General features: G+C 37.3%; 13 protein-coding genes, 1 tRNA gene, 1 pseudogene and 2 riboswitches. Of the genes and pseudogenes, 5 read left to right on the plus strand and 10 right to left on the minus strand.

The features are described from left to right. Positions 1-476: 476 nt before the first annotated feature. The 3 genes from Q0X59_RS03670 to Q0X59_RS03680 all read left to right on the plus strand — a co-directional run bounded on the left by Q0X59_RS03670 (position 477) and on the right by Q0X59_RS03680 (position 4,567). A complete protein-coding gene (locus Q0X59_RS03670) occupies positions 477-1,256 on the plus strand; it encodes a hypothetical protein (protein WP_297643317.1) in 780 nt (259 codons plus the stop codon). Positions 1,257-1,285: 29 nt separating this feature from the next. Further along, positions 1,286-1,377, plus strand: a riboswitch (TPP riboswitch). After that, on the plus strand, positions 1,365-2,891 hold the full coding sequence (thiM, locus tag Q0X59_RS03675) for a hydroxyethylthiazole kinase (protein WP_075523574.1): 1,527 nt from the start codon (positions 1,365-1,367) through the stop codon (positions 2,889-2,891). (Overlaps the previous riboswitch by 13 nt.) 5 nt (positions 2,892-2,896) lie before the next feature. Further along, positions 2,897-4,567: a bifunctional hydroxymethylpyrimidine kinase/phosphomethylpyrimidine kinase gene (locus tag Q0X59_RS03680; RefSeq protein WP_082266267.1), complete on the plus strand. Its 1,671-nt coding sequence runs from the start codon at positions 2,897-2,899 to the stop codon at positions 4,565-4,567. A 393-nt stretch (positions 4,568-4,960) separates the two neighbouring features. On the opposite strand, the pseudogene Q0X59_RS03685 reads toward Q0X59_RS03680, so the two are convergent. The 5 genes and pseudogenes from Q0X59_RS03685 to Q0X59_RS03705 all read right to left on the minus strand — a co-directional run. After that, positions 4,961-5,947 (minus strand): annotated as a pseudogene (locus Q0X59_RS03685) (class C sortase); the annotation flags it as partial. A 52-nt stretch (positions 5,948-5,999) separates the two neighbouring features. Continuing rightward, positions 6,000-6,072 (minus strand) — tRNA-Arg (locus Q0X59_RS03690). A gap of 49 nt (positions 6,073-6,121) precedes the next feature. Further along, the gene (locus Q0X59_RS03695) at positions 6,122-7,639 is read right to left on the minus strand and encodes a nitrate/sulfonate/bicarbonate ABC transporter ATP-binding protein (protein ID WP_075523575.1); all 1,518 of its coding nucleotides are present in this window, start codon (positions 7,637-7,639) and stop codon (positions 6,122-6,124) included. Positions 7,640-7,719: 80 nt separating this feature from the next. Next, positions 7,720-9,468 carry an ABC transporter permease subunit gene (locus tag Q0X59_RS03700; RefSeq protein WP_297643263.1) on the minus strand — a complete coding sequence of 583 codons (1,749 nt, stop codon included), beginning with the start codon at positions 9,466-9,468 and terminating at the stop codon, positions 7,720-7,722. 359 nt (positions 9,469-9,827) lie between these two features. Beyond that, the gene (locus Q0X59_RS03705; RefSeq protein WP_255408297.1) at positions 9,828-9,962 is read right to left on the minus strand and encodes a hypothetical protein; all 135 of its coding nucleotides are present in this window, start codon (positions 9,960-9,962) and stop codon (positions 9,828-9,830) included. Between the two features lie 166 nt (positions 9,963-10,128). Then, positions 10,129-10,286: riboswitch (M-box (ykoK) riboswitch) on the minus strand. 489 nt (positions 10,287-10,775) lie between these two features. Here Q0X59_RS03705 and Q0X59_RS03710 point away from each other — a divergent pair. Continuing rightward, entirely contained in the window at positions 10,776-13,538 is a 2,763-nt protein-coding gene (locus Q0X59_RS03710; protein WP_297643265.1) for a hypothetical protein, read from the plus strand. Positions 13,539-13,617: 79 nt separating this feature from the next. Next, positions 13,618-14,283 carry an HNH endonuclease family protein gene (locus Q0X59_RS03715; protein ID WP_230955914.1) on the plus strand — a complete coding sequence of 222 codons (666 nt, stop codon included), beginning with the start codon at positions 13,618-13,620 and terminating at the stop codon, positions 14,281-14,283. Positions 14,284-14,383: 100 nt separating this feature from the next. On the opposite strand, the gene Q0X59_RS03720 is transcribed toward Q0X59_RS03715, so the two are convergent. The 5 genes from Q0X59_RS03720 to rplS form a co-directional block, all read right to left on the minus strand. After that, positions 14,384-16,621, minus strand: a complete 2,238-nt coding sequence (locus tag Q0X59_RS03720; protein WP_103043490.1) for an ABC-F family ATP-binding cassette domain-containing protein — start codon at positions 16,619-16,621, stop codon at positions 14,384-14,386. A 108-nt stretch (positions 16,622-16,729) separates the two neighbouring features. After that, positions 16,730-17,845 carry a LacI family DNA-binding transcriptional regulator gene (locus Q0X59_RS03725; RefSeq protein ID WP_233186145.1) on the minus strand — a complete coding sequence of 372 codons (1,116 nt, stop codon included), beginning with the start codon at positions 17,843-17,845 and terminating at the stop codon, positions 16,730-16,732. A 27-nt stretch (positions 17,846-17,872) separates the two neighbouring features. Beyond that, positions 17,873-18,697: a ribonuclease HII gene (locus Q0X59_RS03730; protein WP_297643268.1), complete on the minus strand. Its 825-nt coding sequence runs from the start codon at positions 18,695-18,697 to the stop codon at positions 17,873-17,875. A gap of 61 nt (positions 18,698-18,758) precedes the next feature. Continuing rightward, complete coding sequence (lepB, locus tag Q0X59_RS03735) at positions 18,759-19,568, minus strand: signal peptidase I (protein WP_297643270.1); 810 nt, start codon at positions 19,566-19,568, stop codon at positions 18,759-18,761. Between the two features lie 238 nt (positions 19,569-19,806). Beyond that, positions 19,807-20,172, minus strand: coding sequence for a 50S ribosomal protein L19 (gene rplS / locus Q0X59_RS03740; RefSeq protein WP_075523582.1), 366 nt, complete (start codon positions 20,170-20,172; stop codon positions 19,807-19,809). Positions 20,173-20,287 lie beyond the last annotated feature (115 nt).

The raw sequence follows: 20,287 nt of genomic DNA on the forward strand, positions 1-20,287 counted from the left end.
AAATTTTTATAGTTAAATAATTATTGGAGCTGACGAAAAATCTCGTAGCAAATAAAAATACACAAGAAAGCAACATAAGAGAATCATGATAAACGCTTAAGAAACATTAGAAACATGATAGAAAATAATCTAAGTTAAAGTAAAAAACTAAAAACAAAAGCATGCTAAAAGCTGAAAAATAGGCTATTTAGAAAAAGCGCTTAAAAAAAAAACTTAAAAATTAAAAAATAAAAAAGATAATAAAAAGATAATAAAAAGATAATAAAAAAAAACAAACTAAAAAAGAAAGATAAGTGAAAATGAATATTGATGAATATAAAAAAGACTACGAAACAGAGTCAAAAGTAGCATTGCAAACGTCAGAAACATTAGAAACAACAGACTCAATAAACGCAACAGAAAACTTAAACTCAACAGACTCAACAAACTCAACAGACTCAACAAACTCAACAGACTCAACAAACTCAACAGACTCAATAAACGCAACAATTAAAGCGCTTACAACTCGCGATTACATTATCCGCTCAAGCGTACGCGTAATAGCTATAGTCGCATCTATATACGGAATGGCTGCATCATGGCAAGGCTGGCTATCTCTTTCATACTTCACAAATCTTTCTAACCTCATGATTTGCTTAGCTCTTGCAGGCTCATTCATTTGGGATACTTACAGCATATCTAATTGCAAAAACGATATAACATGCAAAATAAACACAGAAATAAGAGCTGAAACTAAAACTTGGAAAGATACTAAAACTAATGCTTGGTACATTTTCAAATTTATGATGACAATTTCAATAGCAGTAACATTTACTCTTTACTTATGCTTCTTAGCTCCAACCAATAAATTAGGTTTTATAGGAGCATATATGAGCAATGGAGCAAGTAGCCTTTGCGTACATTTCATTACTCCACTTCTAGCAATATTAGACTTCATACTTTTCGACTACTTATTCCGCTCAAAACGTTATCATGTACTTTTTGCAACTATTCCACCACTCGCATACGTTGCTTTTTCTGTATTTTTAGGAAAAGTTGTTGGAGTAAGATGGGGTGAACACGCCATGATAGCTCCATATAACTTCTTGAATTATGGAGCTAAAGCAGGATGGTTTGGATTCGCTCCAGACACATTTAACGCCACAACTCTTGGCATAGGAGTCGCTTATTTATTGGTAATTTTCACTCTGATTTTTATTTGTCTTGGATTAGTTTTCTTAAGCGTTAAAGATTGTCGCGCTCGCAAAATGAAATAATAAAACGTCATAACACGCGGATATAGTCAAATAGAGGTTCGGGGTGCGCTTAGCGCTGAGATTATACCCGTTGAACCTGATCTAGGTAGTACTAGCGAAGGGAAAATCATGACAAAAACGTCGTGTTTTGACAATAACAAAAACAGTGAATTCTCTATTGAAGCTCGACAAAAGCAATTCATAGAAGATGTGAAATCATGCATTGAAGAAGTTAGAGCAAAGAATCCACTAACACATTGCGTAACTAATAATGTTGTTCAAGAAGTTACAGCTAATGTGCTTTTAGCAGCAGGAGCATCTCCTGCAATGGTAGTAGATCCTGACGAAGCAGAAGTGTTCCCTCAAATCGCGTCTGGCGTACTTGTAAATCTTGGAACATACCGTCCTGGAGATAGAGAATCTATGGAAGCAGCTATTCGCGGATCCGTAAAAGCACATACTCCATGGGTTTTTGATCCTGTTGCCGTTGGAGGATTAGGTCCACGCACACAATACGCTCGCGAAGCTGTAAAAAATCAGCCTGCAGTAATAAGAGGAAACGCGTCTGAAATATTAGGCTTAGCAGGTGAAGCAAGCGGCGGAAAAGGCGTAGATGCAGGCGATTCCGTAGATTCAGCAGTTTGTGCAGCAAAAAAGTTAGTTGCACTATATGGATCAATTGTGGCTATTTCTGGCGAAAAAGATGCAATTTACGGTCATGGTTGCTCAGCTCGAGTTGCCGGAGGCCATGAAATAATGACAAAAGTAGTTGGAACTGGATGCTCACTTGGTGCACTAGTAGCTGCATACGTTGGAGCTAATCGCGAGCGCCCATTTGCTGCTACAGTTGCAGCGCACGTACACGCAGCAGCAGCTGGAACTTGGGCATCGAAACGATCAACTTCTCCTGGAACTTTCCGCACACTATGGATGGATGCGCTTATGGATTTAAGCGCTGAAGAAATGCTGGAACTAACAGATATTGAATTCAATATTGACCCAGTCGACTGGTCACTTTACTTCATAACAGATCCTAATATGAGCGAACGCTCAGAAATTGACATCGCACTTGATTGTGTAGAAGGCGGATCTGGCGTAGTTCAATTGCGAGATAAATACGCAGATAGTGAAACTTTTAATAATAAAGCTCGCCAATTACGTCAAAAGTTAATTGCTAACGGTCATGGAAATGTTCCTATCTTCGTTGACGATCGCGTAGAATGCGCTAAAACATTAGGCTTTAACTTGCATATTGGTCAAACTGACATGCCATATATTGAAGCTCGCAAAACAATTCCAGCAGAGTGGATGGTAGGTCTTTCTATTGAAAATACAGAGCAAGTAGATTCTGTATATAACGAGTGCCTAAAAGAGAATATCCCTCTTCCTGACGTTATTGGAATTGGTCCTGTATGGGCTACTTCTACTAAACCAGATGCAGGTCCTGCACTAACGAATGAAGGCTTGGAAAAAATAGCAAAACGCGCTAAAGAACTTGGAATTAAATCAGTTGGAATAGGCGGAATAAACGAAAAAACTGTTTTTCCTATAAAAGACTCTTCAGTAGATGGATTATGCGTAGTATCTGCTTTGATGCGCGCAGAAAATCCTAAAGAAGAAGCAAATAAATTACATGCAATTATTAAGAAAGATTGATAACAATGACTGAAAATACAAACACTGCTCTATCTCTTGAAACAGCACGTCATTCATCTCTTCCACCATTGAATGAGCCAATTGTACCTAGAGTATTAAGCATTGCTGGAACTGATCCAACAGGTGGAGCTGGAATTCAAGCTGATTTGAAATCTATTATGGCTTCACACGGTTATGGAATGTGTGTAACAACAAATCTAGTAGCTCAAAATACTTGCGGAGTTAGAAATGTGTATACTCCACCTACAGATTTTTTGAAAGCGCAATTAGAAGCAGTATTCGATGATGTTGATATTGACGCTGTAAAAATCGGAATGTTAGGAGATACATCTTACATTAACTTAGTTCAAGAATGGCTAAAAAATCATCCTGTTCCAGTTATTGTTTTAGATCCAGTTATGGTTGCAACTTCAGGAGACAGACTTCTAGAAAAATCAGCTGAAGATGCTATGCGAAAGTTTGCATCACAAGCAGATATAATCACTCCAAACATTCCAGAATTAGCAGTGTTATGCGATAAGCAACCTGCTACTAATTTTGAAGAAGCATGCGATCAAGCTAGTAAGTGGGCATCAGAAAACAACACAATTGTTATTGTTAAAGGCGGACACTTAACAGATGCTGACGCTGGAAACACTGTAGTATTCCCAGACGGAAATACAATACATGTTCCATGCCCTCGCATAAACACTACTACTACTCACGGTACTGGCTGCTCACTTTCTTCATCACTTGCAACTCGCATAGGATTAGCATTATTAGAAGGCAAAAAGTTAAGTGACTATAGCACAGTATCAAACGCATTAGCTTGGACTACTCATTGGTTGAATGAAGCTATTAGATGCGGAGAATATTTGCATGTTGGAAAAGGTCATGGACCTGTAAATCATGCTGCTAGAAATTATCGCTTGGAGCTAGATTCTTCTGCTACACCTTGGGAACACATGAGAAGTCATAATTTCGATGGGTGCAGCCCAGAAACACTTATTGCTCCTGCTCACAGCACTCCACGCAAGCCAGTTCTAGAACCTTGTGGACGATGGACACAAGCATTATGGAACGCGAGCGCAGATGTAGATCACAATATTATGAACATGCCTTTTATTAAGGCTTTGTGTGATGGAAGTCTAGATAAAGATTTGTTTGCGTTCTACATAAACCAAGACGCAGAATATTTGAAGCGCTATTCGCGTGCTTTAGCTGCAGTAGCATCTAAGTCAACTGACAATGAAGCCAGAGTACATTGGGCTTCAGGATCTGCTTTATGTATTGAAGCTGAATCTCAATTACACACTAATTGGCTTGGTGGAATGGATATAAAAATGGATCCATCTTGCTCACCTGTAACGCTATCTTATGTAAATCATTTGCTAGCAAGAACTTCTGCAGATGATTATGTTATAGGTGCAGCTTCAGTATTGCCTTGCTATTGGTTATATGCTGAAGTTGGTCGTGCTTTGATTTCTGGAAATACTCCTGATAATCCTTATCACGATTGGATTAACATGTACTCTTCTGACGAATTTGAGGAAGGCGTAAAATCTGCTATCGGATTCGTAGAGCGTGCATTTGAAGAAGCAGGACCAAAAGATCGCGTTCTAGCAGCTCAAGCATATATGACTTCATGCATATATGAATATAACTTCTTTAATCAAGCTCATCGAGCATTAAGGTGATTTACTAATAAAATAGCAAACAGCTAAAATGGAAGTTAAAAATGAGTGCTATAGCACAAAATGATTAGCTAAAATAATGAGCTAAAAAAAAATAAAATAACTAAAAACAGATAACTAAAAAATATTGTGGTGCAAACTTTAGGTCTCTAGAGCTTGCACCACAAATTTTAAATTGCACAAAAACAACAACTACGTATACTAAAAATAAGCTAAGTATATAGTTGCTAACGCAAAATTGCGTTAGTAGATACTTTAACATACTTTTAGACAAAACTTAACTTAATATTCCAAAAAATTAAACAAATAAAGAAAAATAAAGATGAATTTTATAAATTTCTTATCTTTATTTCTCCTCTTTATCTCTTTCGTTTATTTATTTATCTCTTTATCTCTTGATTTCTCTTTAGAATCAGATTTATCTTCTTTACGCTTCTTTTTCTTCACAGGGAAACCAGCCCATAATATATAACCAATAACAAGAAGAAGGCTTAAAATTGACCACACAATCCACCACGGGAAATGTGGAACATCAGGCTTTTTACCGCGCAAAGACTGATCCGACAAAGGCGTTGGAATAATACGCTCACCTGTTACCAAAATCCTTTGAGTGTTAATGCCCAACGGCGTACACGTAATAAGCGTAACTAAATCTTTACCTGGAACAACAGCAATCTTCTTAGTTTCATCAGGATTTACAACAACTTTATCAATCACACGATAAGTAAGAATCTCATTAAAAACTTCAATTGTAAAAGTATCGCCTTTATTTACTTCATCTAGTCTTGTAAACATTTCTGCACTAGCAAGACCACGATGACCTGTAATCACTGATCTAGTATTAATTCCACCAACAGGCAACGAAGTACCGCGTAAATGTCCTAAACCTTTAAGCAAAGTATCGTCAGAAGTTCCATGATAAATTGGCAGATCGAGATCAATTTTTTTAATACGCAAACGAGCCATCAAACCGTCATCACTAGCTTTTAATTGGTCCCAATAATTTTGACTTTCATCTGACGTAGCCCCATGAGAAGTAGGAATATTAGTATTCGCTTCATAAATAGCACCAACTGAAAGTTTTTTATTATATTCATGCGCACGCTCAATCTGCTCATGCGGAGCTGGAATCGCATGCGTAACAAGTCTTGCGTATTCTGCAGCAACTTCAGACATATGATACTGGCTTAACCACATTGCAGCATGAGGATAAATAAGAGATGAGAAGGATGCAATCAAAAAAATAGCAGGGATAATTGAAGCCTTAGAAAACTTCCAACGATTGTTTTTATCAGAAGATTTAGTATCAGAAGACTTACCGGATTTATTTGATTTACCAGAATGCTTAACTGGCACTACGTTAAGATCAAAAAAGCGGAACAACTTCATAAGAACACGTCACCCTGACTGTAATTACTTTAAGAAAAACAATTAGTGGGCTTAATGGGATTCGAACCCACGACCTTCTGCTCCGGAGGCAGACGCTCTATCCACTGAGCTACAAGCCCGCAACCTGTGAAAGTATACATGTTGCTAGGGATTGAAACATCTTAAAAATTATCGAGATACGCCATCAAGAGGAGTTGTTTCAACTGTGCGAGTCAGCTCATCATCGTCAGCATCGTAATCAAATAATTCTCCATAACGACCCCAACTAATAGCAATATCAAATTGTTGACGAGCTAAAGCATCTGTATGCTTACTACGTAACAAATCTAAAATCAACTCACCGCGCAACTTGCCATTGCGATTTCGACTTAATGCTTGGTCAATTGCGTGTACTAGTGGAGCATGCTCAATAGCTAATCTTGCAAAAACTTGCTTACTATGCAAAATATCAGCATTATGCCACTCTTCTCCAGCTGGAGTAATAGTAATATGTCCGTTATCTGCAGTAATAAGATCGAGCATTGTTCCAGCATCTACTAGTGGGAACAAATCGTCAATTTCAAACGATAAATCAGCTGCCAAATCTGCTAAATCGATTCCTTCTGGCACTTCAGAAATCACATCAAGTAAACCTGCCATACCGCCAGGAGTTGCATTAGGCAAAAGATGCATTGCAACAGGCTCTTTAGTAGCTTCATTATCTTCAGAATCAACATTAGTTTCAGATTCAGCAACTACTTCTTGCTCATGATGTTTATCTACAAGCATATCTGCAATTGCTGCAGCTTCATTATCTTCAGAATCTTCATCTTCTACTTCTTGCGTTGCAACTTGATCTTCTACTGAATCAGAAGTATTTGATTCTTCAGAACTTTCTGGAGCTGAACCAGTAAGAATAGCATATAAATTATCTACCATTGCTTCAAATTCAGCACTGTGTTTATCACGCGGACGAGGCAAATCAACATCAACATCTGCAATCAAATGACCCGGATGAGATCCAAGAACCACAACACGATCTGCCATTTGAACAGCTTCTTCAATGTTATGAGTAACAATCAACACAGATTTAATATCTCTTTGTTCGCTAGACCACAACTTCAAAACTTCTTGGCGCAAGTTTTCAGCAGTAAGAACATCAAGAGCAGAAAATGGCTCATCCATAAATAGTGCGTCTGGTCGAAGCACTAAAGCGCGCGCAATACCTACACGCTGACGCATTCCACCAGAAAGTTCTTTAGGATAAGCACTTTCAAAGCCATCCAAACCAATTGAATCTATAGCAGCTAAAGCTAATTCAGTACGCTTTTCTTTACTAACACCGCGAGCGCGTAATCCAAGCTCAACATTATCTTGAACTGTGAGCCATGGCATCAATGCGAAAGTCTGAAATACTATTGCAACTCCTGGATTTGGTCCAGTAAGCTCACGACCACGATAAGTAACATTACCTTCAGTAGGTTGAATAAGACCTGCCATAGTTCTTAAAAGAGTGGATTTTCCTGCTCCTGAACGACCTAATATAGCAACAATTTCGCCTTCTTTAAGAGTGAAGGAAATATCATGCAACACATGCTGAGTAGTGCCGCTATCAGATGTAAAGCTTTGGCTAATATGTTTTGCATCTATAATATCGCTAGTAACGAGAGAACCATTTTTTAATGCATTTCTGTTTGTAGTAGTCATAATTTTTGCCGTTCTACTAAATAATTATTTAATTTGTTTACATTGAAGATTTATTAGCTCTAATTAACGAATAATCATATTTAATTTAATACGTACCGCTTTTCGGAAATACGTTGCAAAGGAGACCAAAATAGTCGATTACTCATTACTACAATCAAGCTCATTACAGCAACTCCAACTAATGTGCGAGCAGCATCACCATTTGTAGTAGCAGAAGTGATATACGCACCTAAACCAGAAGTTTGCATATGATGCTTGCCGTATTCAACTATTTCAGAAACAATCGAAGCATTCCAAGCACCACCAGCAGCAGTAATACCACCAGTGCACCAAGAACCGAAAATAGAAGGCAAAATCAAAGTTTTCCAACGCAATACTTGACTCAACCTAAAACTACGAGTCATCTCACGCAAATCGTCAGGAATAGCACTTGCACCAGCAATAACATTGAACAAAATGTACCACTGAGTACCTAGAGCCATTAAAATAATACTTCCAAAACCAAGATCAATATGCCAAGCCATAAACCACATCATCGCAAATGGGAATATGAAGTTTGCTGGGAAACTCGCCAATATTTGCACAATAGGTTGCATAATTCTAGAAATCTTAGGATTCATACCAATAAGCACACCTATAGGGACCCAAATCAGAGAACTGACGATAATCAAAGCAGCAACTCGCAAAAATGTAATTCCACCAAGCACTCCAGCTGTAATAAATTCATTTAATCCTGCTTTTGAATTAACAAAATAAAGCATTTGGAATACTCCAGCACAAATAAGCAAAATCATAACAATGCTGAAAACCCAATCGCCAAACTTACGCTGAGATGCACTATGAGGCCATTTTGCACCAGTTCTTCCAAATGGTCGTGTGATTTTTTCAAGAAACTCACGAAGTGGAGAAAACAGTTTGCTAACAATTTCATCTGCATGAGAATGACGAATAATTGTCAAAATCATACTTTTACGCTCTTCATCAGCTGCACTTTGAGTAATACGGAAACGCTCAGACCAAGCAGTAAGAGGTTTCCACAATAAGAAATCTATAGCAAGAACTACTACAACCATTGACGCAATAGCCCACCAAATATTTCCAAGCTTATTTTCTGCAGCTGATTGTGCAACAAAGCTACCGATACCAGGCAAAGCATAAGTGTTGTTATTAACAGAAATCATCTCCGATGCAGTCAGGAAGAACCATCCGCCTCCAACAGACATCATGCAATTCCAAAGTAAAGGAATCATTGCATTTGGCATGTCTAAAACCCAGAATCTCTGCCAATGCGTTAATTGCAAAGATCTAACAGCTTCGTCTAATTCTTTAGGCTCACTAAGTAAAGAACGATGGAAAGAAAATGTCATATTCCATGCTTGACTCGTAAAAATAGCAAAAACAGATGCAGCTTCTACACCCAACATTGACCCTGGGAAAATAACTAGCCAAATAGTTACAGTAGCCGAAAGAAAACCAAGTATTGGTACTGATTGCAAAATATCAAGCAAAGGTATTAAAACTTTGCCAAGTCTTCTACTACGAGCAGCAGCAAGACCATAGACAACAGTAAAAATCAACGATGCTATAAGTGCAAGAAACATGCGAAAAACAGATCTCAAAGTGTAATAAGGCAGATTTATTAAATCTGTAGACACTTTTGAAGGAATACCATAAGGCCCAATTGGCTGGTTTATGCGCTGAAGCAAATACGCTGTAACGCCAAATAAAGCAAATATTCCAATGCAAACGAGTATATCTGACACAAAGCGAGTGTTTGCATCTACTTGATTATTGGTGTCACTCTTATGCGACATAGTGAAAATTGTCATAAAGTCCTCGATTAAACACCGCATAAATATGATTTCATGCGAGGAGATTGCAATACATAAGCCGTCTAACACCGTAAAAACAAGATGTAACGCGCGAAACTTTAAAAAGTTATTAGTAAAAATTTCATCAAATAAAATCAACTCTAAGTAAAATCTACAAATATCAAACAAAGCCCAAACAAAAAAAATTATGTACTCAATTTAGAAAATATTCATAAAGTTCCTATAAAAACTTGCCTTATGCATTATTTTCTTGCTTTATGCACTATTTTTCTTTATTCTTTTATTTTTAAGCTTTACTTTACAACTTTATTTTAAATTTTCACTCGTAGCTTTTAATTGTATTCACACAATGCGCTTCAAATTATTTGATGGTGATTGCCGACTTTATTAAATTTAGAAGGAACATCCAGAGTACTACTTCCGACACTACTATCAGAGCCGTCACTCAGCTTTTCATTACTATGACTACTATTATCGCTACTGTCTTCCACGGCAAATCACCTCCTAAAACTCGTGCATTAAAGCAAACACATATTCATCATTGAACCGGGAGGAACGCAAGAAAACCAATGCTAAATCCATTAGCTCATTTTGCACTTCAAATCACACAAACTGTACTTAACACTTGTGTGATCAGCAATATGAGAGCCAAATAAATAAAGCACTCGTCGTTCAAGCTTCAGCTTCGCAGGGCGGTGGCGTTACATTAGTCGAAGCCTTGAAACGACAACGACTGTTGACCAACTTGCAGTGTCTCCACTGTGCTGCGGTAGCAACCCTTATCCCCGTGGTAGCCTTACCTACCGACCGAGGTAATTATAAAACGCCACACTATTCATGTCAACACAAAAACCTTACGAACTATATATTTCTTACACAAATTTTAGATTCACATTACGCACTGCCTTCACATAAGACTTCCACCAAGACTTCACAGCAACAGTTCCTAAAAACTTCCACCAAAACTTCCACCAAAACTTCACAGCAATCTTTTCATTTTTTATTGAAATACAAATGTTTTAAATAAGCGCATTACACAGAAGAAAATCACTAATTCACGGCGTGTCGAATGCATGCATTCAGCGTAATCTTGTATACGAATATTGAGTTGGATAATAGTATAAGCAATGAAGTATGACGCAACAATTTTTAAGCAAAAAACATCTTATAAACGTTGCTATCAACGAACTTCAAAAGTCCAATACTCGAACTTTTGAAATGGATGTTGAGCATCACTGTGTGAATTTTATAAACAAACGTAGCGAGTTAAAAGCGCTACTTATTATAAGAGAAAGGGCTGCCAGATGATAAATCGCTTCTTCGCTTTCGTGCCTGGAGTTAAACATTTAGTGGCATTAAAAGCAATATGCTTGAGCATTTCCTCTCTCTTAAATATCGGCTTAGTTTATGTGTTCGTAGGAATCTTATCTCCAGTTTTAAGACCAATACACACATCTCATCAATCATTGATAACAACAGTTGAATTAACATCTTATTTAGTTGCTTTCGTAGGAATTGCAGTTATTAAATACCTTATTTTAAGATGGTCATATAGCCTAGGCGGAGATATTAGCACTCATGTTGCAATGCGTTTAAGGCCTAAAATGCTACACGCAATTCTTTCGTTGAGAGCAATAAAAGACAACGATTCTCCGTACTCTTTCGGCAATTTGAATTATGATACTAAATCTTCAAAATCTATTTCAGTAAATAATGACGTAGTGAATATGCAATTCTGGTGCGGATTATTTGTACCTCAAGTATTTGCTTCCGTTGTTACGCCTTTAGCTATAAGCATAGTATTATTCTCTGTTAATCCATCTATTGCAGCTATATCTTTAATGACTGCAATATTTACTATCGCTACCTCATGTTGTGCTTTCTTCGTAGACGTATCTTCAACAATACGATGCTTATGCGCATTCTTCGCTTATATTGCTGCAGCAGCAGCAATCATATCTACGATATGGATTTCTTCAATTCGCACAGTAGGATTACCTTCAGCTATGCTAACTATGCCATTACTTATGCTTAGCATAGAGCCATTGCGTAGATGCGGAAGATACATGCATATGGCTAATTCAGCTAGAAGCTCATTCATAAGAATTTATTATCTACTAAACAAATTCGCAAATTCTTCATCTCTAAATTCATTTACAGACGATTCAACTAAATTAACTTTGCCAGACGGAGCAAATAATCTTGTCTTACATGTAAGCGCAGATTTACAATCTGAATCAAAAGATCCTAACGAAGGATCATATAATCTAGCTACGAAAGATTCTAAACTCAATTCAGATTATTCAGATTATTCAAATATGACTTTTGTAGCACGCGCAGGATCTCTTAATGTAATACCAGCTAAATTCAATGAAATTATGAAATCTAAAGTATTCTCTTGTGCAGGCTTTAGCACTGATACGCAAGTAGAATTGACTTATAACGATCGCTATGAATTAGACGATAGTTCAGATTACTCAAGCTATTCATCAAATAATTACAATAAAAACGATTCACCATTCGTAGAAGCTAAAACCTTTGACTTAGAGAAATCTTCTAGCATATCTCTTTGCGGAGCTAAACCTGGAGCACTAGCTGATTTAGTTAGCGTTGTAAGTAATAGAAGCCATCTTTTTGACGATACTTTAAGAGCAAATCTTCTTATGGCAGCGCCACTAGCGACTACTACGTCAATGTGGGAAGCTTTGCGCGAAGCTCGAATTGATGGAATGGTATATGCAGATTATGATGGCTTAGACTTACGAATTGATAGATTGAAGAATCTTTCTAAAGAAAATAATTCTAAAGCATGCATTATGCGAAAACTCGTTTTAGCGCGCGCAATTTTAAGACATACTCCTGTGTATATAGTTGACTTTTCAAATGATTATATGGACGAAAGCGAAGCTGCTAAAATCTGTGCAATATTGCGTAAATTAGCAAGAAAATCTATTGTAATCGCTCTAATGCCAGCTAGTGCACAAGAATATGGAGTCATAGATAAGAATTCAATACTAGATATTTCATTAAATAAATTAAATAAATTAGATAATAAGACTTCAGAAAATAAACCAGATAAAACTAAAGTAACGAATTCTTCATTTTCACAAATTTCTGCTGAAAATGCCACCAAATCAAGCATCTACAGATCTTCAGAAAATAATTCTGATGCAAGTTCTTTTGCAAGTCCTAATGCGAATGCTTATGTTACAAGTAGCTCATCGCAAGAAGCACAAGACGCGCAATCTTCGAATAAAGAAAGCAAAAGTTCTAGATTCGTATATTGGACACTTCGTTTACTAAAAGCTATTCTTTCTACTTTTGCAACAGCAATAAGCGTTTTCGCTGCTATTTTCATTCCTGTTTGCACAGTAGCTGCAATGTTTGCTATAGCTGGACGTTCTATTTTTGGATTTACTATGAAAGAGTGTTTGCAAGGCGCGTTAATTTGCATGTTCTTAAGGCTTATAACGTTAATTGCATCTTTCGCTGGAATCGATCTACATCACAGCCGTCAACGCAAAATCACTCTTACAATGACTTTAGGCTTAACAATTGCATCAATACCCGCATTCTTACTACTATGGTATTTCAACATTCAGCTGATGATAATATCCATTGTTGTTTACGTTTTAGCTGTTTTGCTTATACCTTGGTATCGTTTTATGCGCTCCCGCAAGATATTAAAGAGCATGAACAACCACATGCAAGCTGTTGAACGCGAAGTTAAAGATATAGAGCTTGGAATAGATGAAGTTCTTGCATTCCGTTTAGGTGAGCGTTGCGTAGACAATATGATTCAAACTATGGAACGTCTTGCAACACAACGTATGAGATTAGCTCGTAGACTTGGTGGAATGTGCTCGCTTATTATGTCGCTTTCACTTACAGGAATGATGGTAGGAATGATGGTAATTGCTCAAAATGTGCATCCAAATCCTGCAAATGTACCATCTTGGAGCACAGTTTACGCTGTTATGGCTGTGATTGTATTAGCTAGCTTATTGAAGCAAATGCTTGACGTAGTTTTGCGACGCACGCCTTGGGTGGTGAACGCAAGTGACTAGAAGATTTGCTAATTCTTCAAGTTTTTCTAAAAGCGAATCCTATACTAGAAAACGTTCATGGAAATCACTATTATGGCTAATTTTATTAGCTGCAATTATTGGAATCATAATAGGATTGATGCTACCTCATTTTAACAATAACGTAGCTCAAGTTACAGGATCTTATGAAGCATACGGTAGCGCTGCAGACGCATTGAAACAATTATCTGTAAAATCACCTCACAAAGGCGGGTACGAACGTCATATTTTCGGATATCGCACTACAGACGATGATGGAAATGGATGCGATGTACGAGATGACGTTCTAGCTCGTGATTTAATACACGTGCGTTTTACTTATGTAGGTTCATGCAAAGTAAAATCTGGGATATTACACGACCCTTACACAGGCCTAGAGATTAACTTTAAGCGCGGACGCAAAACAAGTTCTTTAGTACAAATAGATCATGTTGTAGCTCTAGAAAACGCATGGCAATCTGGAGCTTGGAAATGGGATTCCGCTAAACGACTACGCTTTGGAAACGACATGCTAAATCTTCTTGCAGTACAAGGAGATGCAAATCAAAAGAAAGGTTCTGCTTCAGCAGCTTATTGGCTACCTTCAAACAAATCATTTAGATGCTCATACGTTGCAAGGCAAATCGCAGTTAAGCGCAAGTATGATTTATCTGTAACTTCTATTGAAAAACAAGAAATGCTTTCAATTCTTCACACTTGCAACGCGCAGTCTTTACCAACTAAATAGAAGAATCTACTACCTAAATAGAAGAATTTATTAAATAAATAGAAATTCATCTAGAAACACTAACAAAATCAGCTTTACAACACTAACAAAATCAGCTTTATTACTCAATCGACTCAGAAAGACTCATCCATTCTTCTTCTAGCGAATTTGATTCTTGCTCAAAGCTTTGCAATTCCTCGTTTAACTTTTGCAATCCAACAAAATCACTTGGATCATGACAAGCCATATTCGATTCAATATCTGCCTTTTGCGATTCAAGTTTAGCTAACTTTCGTTCAATAGCAGCAATTCGTCTTACAGCATCGTGATAAGCTTTGCCAGTTAATTTTTGAGAGCTTGAATCATTAGAATCTTTTGACAAATCAGAAGTTTTAGAAGAATTAGACGAATCAGACGAATCAGAAGTTTCAGCAAATAATCCCTGTGAAGCATCACTTTTAGAGCTTTCCAAATTCTTATTTGAAGATTGCAAATAAGAATTAGAAGAATTTGATGGATTAGAAGAATTAAAAGGATTTGCTAAATAAGACTTCGCATTTTTAAGCTGCAAACGTTCAACAATTTGCAAATATTCATCTACTCCTCCAGGCAAATGACGAATTTTACCATCAATTAAAGCAAATTGCTGATCAGTTACTCGTTCAAGCAAATATCTATCGTGAGATACAACAATAAGAGTTCCAGGCCACGTATCAAGTAAATCTTCCATCACAGCCAACATATCAGTATCAAGATCATTTCCAGGCTCGTCCATAATTAGAACATTTGGCTCATCAAGAAGAATCAGCAATAATTGCATACGTCGTTTTTGACCGCCAGAAAGATCTCGAATAGGAGTCATCAACTGCTCAGGCTTAAAACCAAGCCTTTCCATCAATTGTCCGGGAGTTACTTCCTTGCCATCAATTACGTAACTTGGCTTGTATCTGCTTAAAACTTCTTTAACTTTGTATTTTCCAAGTTTTTCTAGCTCATCAAGCCTTTGCGAAAGCACAGCAAACTTCACTGTTTTTCCAATGTTTACATGACCTGAAGTAGGTTTTAACGAACCATCAATAATGCTTAATAATGTAGATTTTCCAGCGCCATTAGCACCTACTATTCCAAAACGATCTCCAGGCCCTATAAGCCAAGTAACATCATCAAGAATCATTCTGCCTGTTACAGTCTTTTGTATTGATGCACACGTTTCTAAATTATCTTCTAAATTATCTTCCAAAATGTCTTCTGAATTACTTTGAGAAGAATTTTTTGAAGTATTATCTATTGAAATAGTTACAGAACCATTATGCATAGGCTGATCAAAAGGAGAATGAACAATATCTATTTCATTCAAATTTGAGCAGGATAACGAAGAATCTACAGTATTAGAATCATCTAGCAAATTATTTTCTACTATGCTATTAGAAATATTTGTATCAATATTTGCTAGTTTATGACTGTTTTCAAAAATTTGAGTCACATCAATTAAATCCACAACCTGCTTACCTAAACGCGAAGTTGCCATCTTCTTTAATTCAAGCGTATTACGCATTGGAGGAACGTCAGCAATCAATTCTCTAGCTTGTTTTACATGGAATTTTTGTTTAGTAGATCTAGCTCTTGCTCCTCTAGAAAGCCAAGCTAACTCTTTACGAGCTAAATTACGCCTACGATTCTCACGAACATCAGCCTGACGTTCTCTCTCAACACGCTGTAACATATATGCACTGTAACCACCTTCAAAAGGATCTATAGTGCCATCGTGAACTTCCCACATAGAGTTACAAACTTCGTCTAAAAACCATCTATCATGCGTAACTAAAAGCAATGCTCCAGTTGCAGGAGTCCAACGATGAAGTAAATGTTCAGCAAGCCAATGTATTGTTACAACATCCAAATGATTCGTAGGCTCATCTAAAGCGAGAATATCCCAATCATGAAGTAATAATCGCGCTAAATCAGCTCTTCTTCTCTGACCGCCTGAAAGAGTTCCAACTCGTGCTTCAAGATTTATTCCACCTAATAATGCTTCAACTATTTCACGAGATTTAGTATCCGCAGCCCACTCGTAATCTTCTCGATTTTCTAAAGCAGCTTCACGCACAGTTGCATTATCGTCTAGAGGATCTCGCTGATCCAACATTCCAAAAGTTAATCCACCGCGCCTAGTTACACGACCAGAATCAGGTAAAAGAGCGCCAGAAAGAAGACGTAATAACGTTGATTTTCCATCTCCATTACGCCCTACTATTCCAATGCGATCCCCTTCACATACACCTTGAGTTACATCTGTAAAAATCGTTTTAGTCGCAAATTCAAGAGATACTCGTTCTAATCCCAAATCATACGTAGGCATAATGCACAAATATAGCCGTAGACTTATACGAATTTATATATTATTGAAATACGCACTCATAGACACAAAAGCACTAACGCACACAAATTCAAAAATAAAAAACAAAATTTATTTTATATAGTTTGGCTTCCCAAGAGATGCACGCAGCACAACACTTGCAGGATTCAATCCAACTCCATGAGCCATATCTGCAAACACAAGCTCAGCACCTCCGTGAATAAGTCGCATCATTTCTCGCACAGCTAACGAGCCTATAGTTAAAGGCTCAATATTAACAGTTGTAAGAGGTGGAAATAAGTCACACATTCCACAATCATCGCCAAATCCTACTACGCTAACATCTGCAGGAACTTTAAATCCATGTTCATAAAGTGAACGAATCACGCCAATCGCCTGTAAATCGCTTGCTGCAACAATCACGCTTGGCAATTGCGCTCCTTCTACACCGCATTGCTCTATAACATGATTCATACGCGAATAACTTTCAGAAGACTTCCAAGACGTGCATTGCATAATTCTAGATCTCATTGAATTTGCTTGAGAAATTTTATTCCAAGCACTAAGACGAGTAGCAGCATCGCGCCACATTAAAGGACCAGCTACATACAAAGCATCCCTATGACCGCTAGAATTTACAACACTTACAACATCTGCCATAGCACGCCATTGATTAACTCCAATAAACGAGAATTTTGAAACGCTAGAAGATGAATTTTGTTTCAGTAAAGATCTTCCTTCGTGAATACTTACTGAACCATGCGTAGAAGTTAATATAACTCGAGGAATATTCGAACGAAGCTTACACGATGCAGAAAACATCGCATCTGTTGAAGCTATTATTATAAGCCCATCTATATTTTGCTCATCGAATCCTTTTACAATAAGATCTATATCGCTTTGAGTACACAAAACCTCATTAACCATGCTTAAAGATAGGAAATATCCACGCGACTTAGAAGACGACTCAATCGCACTAACTATATCTTTAACGCCTAAAATCATTGATTCGCCAATAATAAGACCAATAGTATGCGATTTGCTTGTAACTAGCGCACGAGCAGCATTACTTGGACGATATTCTAATTTATCGATCACGTCCATAACTTTTACGCGAGTAGCTGCAGAAACATCTGGGGAATTATTTATGACTCTTGAAACAGTTTGATGACTCACTCCTGCAGCACGCGCTACATCTATCATAGAAACACGCTTATTCTGCGCCACTTTTCCAGCTTTCTTTTTTAGTATAGATTATGAAAGATGCCAAGAAATCCTATGCAAATCACTAGCTCCGTATTTAGATATCGCTTCTCGATGTGCAGCAGATCCGTAACCTTTATTATGCGCCCAATCGTAAACAGCATATTTTTCTAAACCAGCATAATCTATCATCATATGATCTCTTGTAACTTTTGCAATAACTGACGCTGCAGCTACACTAGCACATTTACGATCCGCTTTTACTAAAGTGTTCACATCAATTGAAACAGGTAAAATAGGCGCATCAAAAGTATTAAAAACTTTATGTATATAATCGTATGGTCCATCTAATATTACTGCCATTTTATTGTGTTTAACGATTTTATTTAACAAATTAGATTCAAATTCGTTAAGATTTTTATTTGCATTATTAGCATTATTGATACTATTTGCATTATTTGTACTATTTGTATTCGTGATGCTATTTATGTTATTTGCATTATTTATATTCTTTATAAGATTCTCTTGAGCAGAGCTTATAGCTTTCAAAGCTGCAATTCCTAAAGAGTATTCAATTCCCCAATCATCTATTTCATGATTCGTACACGATCCAACTGAATATGCACTACACCAATTTTTCAAAGGCTCATATAACGCTTCTCGCTTGCGTTCTGTAAGAAGTTTAGAATCCGCTAAACCTTCTGGCATAACGTTTTCTAGATTTATCTCACTAGCTCCAAGTATTGCAGCTCCAACCATAACAGGACCAGCTAAAGAGCCACGTCCAACTTCATCTATACCAATAACAAAATCGTATCCTTTAATTAAAAGATCGCGCTCATAATCTAACGAAGGAATTAAAGATATTTTAGACATATCAAATCAAAAATAATTAAACAATAAAACTAAATTAAATAAACAAAATAATTAGACTTAATCATTTAGAGTAATTAGGGACTTTTTCAAAAGCATCATGATGTGAATCTAATAACCCAATGCGATTAAGCGGCCAGAAACGAGCAACAGCTACTCCCTCTATTTTTGAGATAGGAACTAAGCCGTCATCACCGTCATTCCTGTGATAACGCGAATCAGCAGAATTAGAGCGATTATCTCCTAAAACAAATACATGACCAGGTTTCACTTTTACTTTGAATGGAAAATCGCTAGGATCTACGCCAGGGCGAATGTAAGAAGATTCCAACACTTCTACGCCGTTTACAACAATCGGCTCACCTTTACCTTTGCACTCAACAGTATCTCCAGGTAAACCAATTAAACGCTTAATAAGGTTTCCACGAGTTGAGCCAAGAATGCCAGCTTTATTTTGCGAGTCTTGACTTAACCAATTTGCAGGATCTTCAAAAACGACTATATCTCCGCGATGCAAAGAGAAAATCTTAGGAGTTAGCTTAGAAGTAATAACGTTATCTCCAATGTGAATTGTTTCTAGCATAGAACCTGAAGGGATTGTGTATGCTCCCAAAACGAACAGGCGTATAAGAACAATCAAAACTATTGGAGTAACATACCACGCGAGTATCTCACGCCATGAACTTTTTTCAGAACGATTATTATCTTTAGCATGCTTACCATTGCGAGAATCTTTAGTAGAATTTTTACGAGAACTTTCGTGCGCGCTCGTATCCTCCGCATCCTCATCTTGAGGAACAGGAGAAGGATCTATGCCATGCCCTGCAACTGTAACGATGTGATTATCGATTTCATCCATGTTGTCAGCAGTCATATAAATCCTTTGACATACTATTTAGCATTTTGCAAATACAATAAAAGCTCTAAAGCGCTACTAAATAAATCTTAAAGCGATACTCATAGCGCAACCGTAAGTAGCATACTCATAGCGCATAACACATTTGCACAATAAGACTTTTATAAGCAACGTTTACTGATCAATCACAATATAATCAATAAAAGTGATATCACAGTAAACGCTAACTCAACAAACAAATACGCTAAAGCAAGTATTACTTAGCAGAGTTATCTCTACGCTCAGCAATACGAGCAGCTTTACCACGCAAAGAACGCAAGTAGTAAAGCTTAGCGCGACGAACGCGACCACTACGAACCAGCTTAATCGAATCGATAGCTGGGGAATGAAGTGGGAAGCGACGCTCAACACCAGTACCAAAGCTTACTTTACGAACTACGAAAGTTTCACGTACACCTGCACCCTTACGAGCGATAACAACACCAGTAAAAGTCTGAATACGAGAATTGTTACCTTCCTGAATTTTCACGTTTACATCAACAGTGTCACCAGGACGGAAAGCTGGGATTTCTTCAGCAGACTTAAGATGCTTAGCATCAAATGCTTCTACAGCATTCACCATAATAATTCCTCCTCGCCGCCACGTATCGGCGTAAGCTACATCAAAAGTAAATCAACTAAATTGCGATTTTACTTTGACTAATCGTTCCCAAAAAGTTTGCTTTTCAGGGCTTCCA

The organism is uncultured Gardnerella sp., from assembly GCF_947280595.1.
Taxonomy (GTDB): Bacteria; Actinomycetota; Actinomycetes; order Actinomycetales; family Bifidobacteriaceae; genus Bifidobacterium; species Bifidobacterium vaginale_A.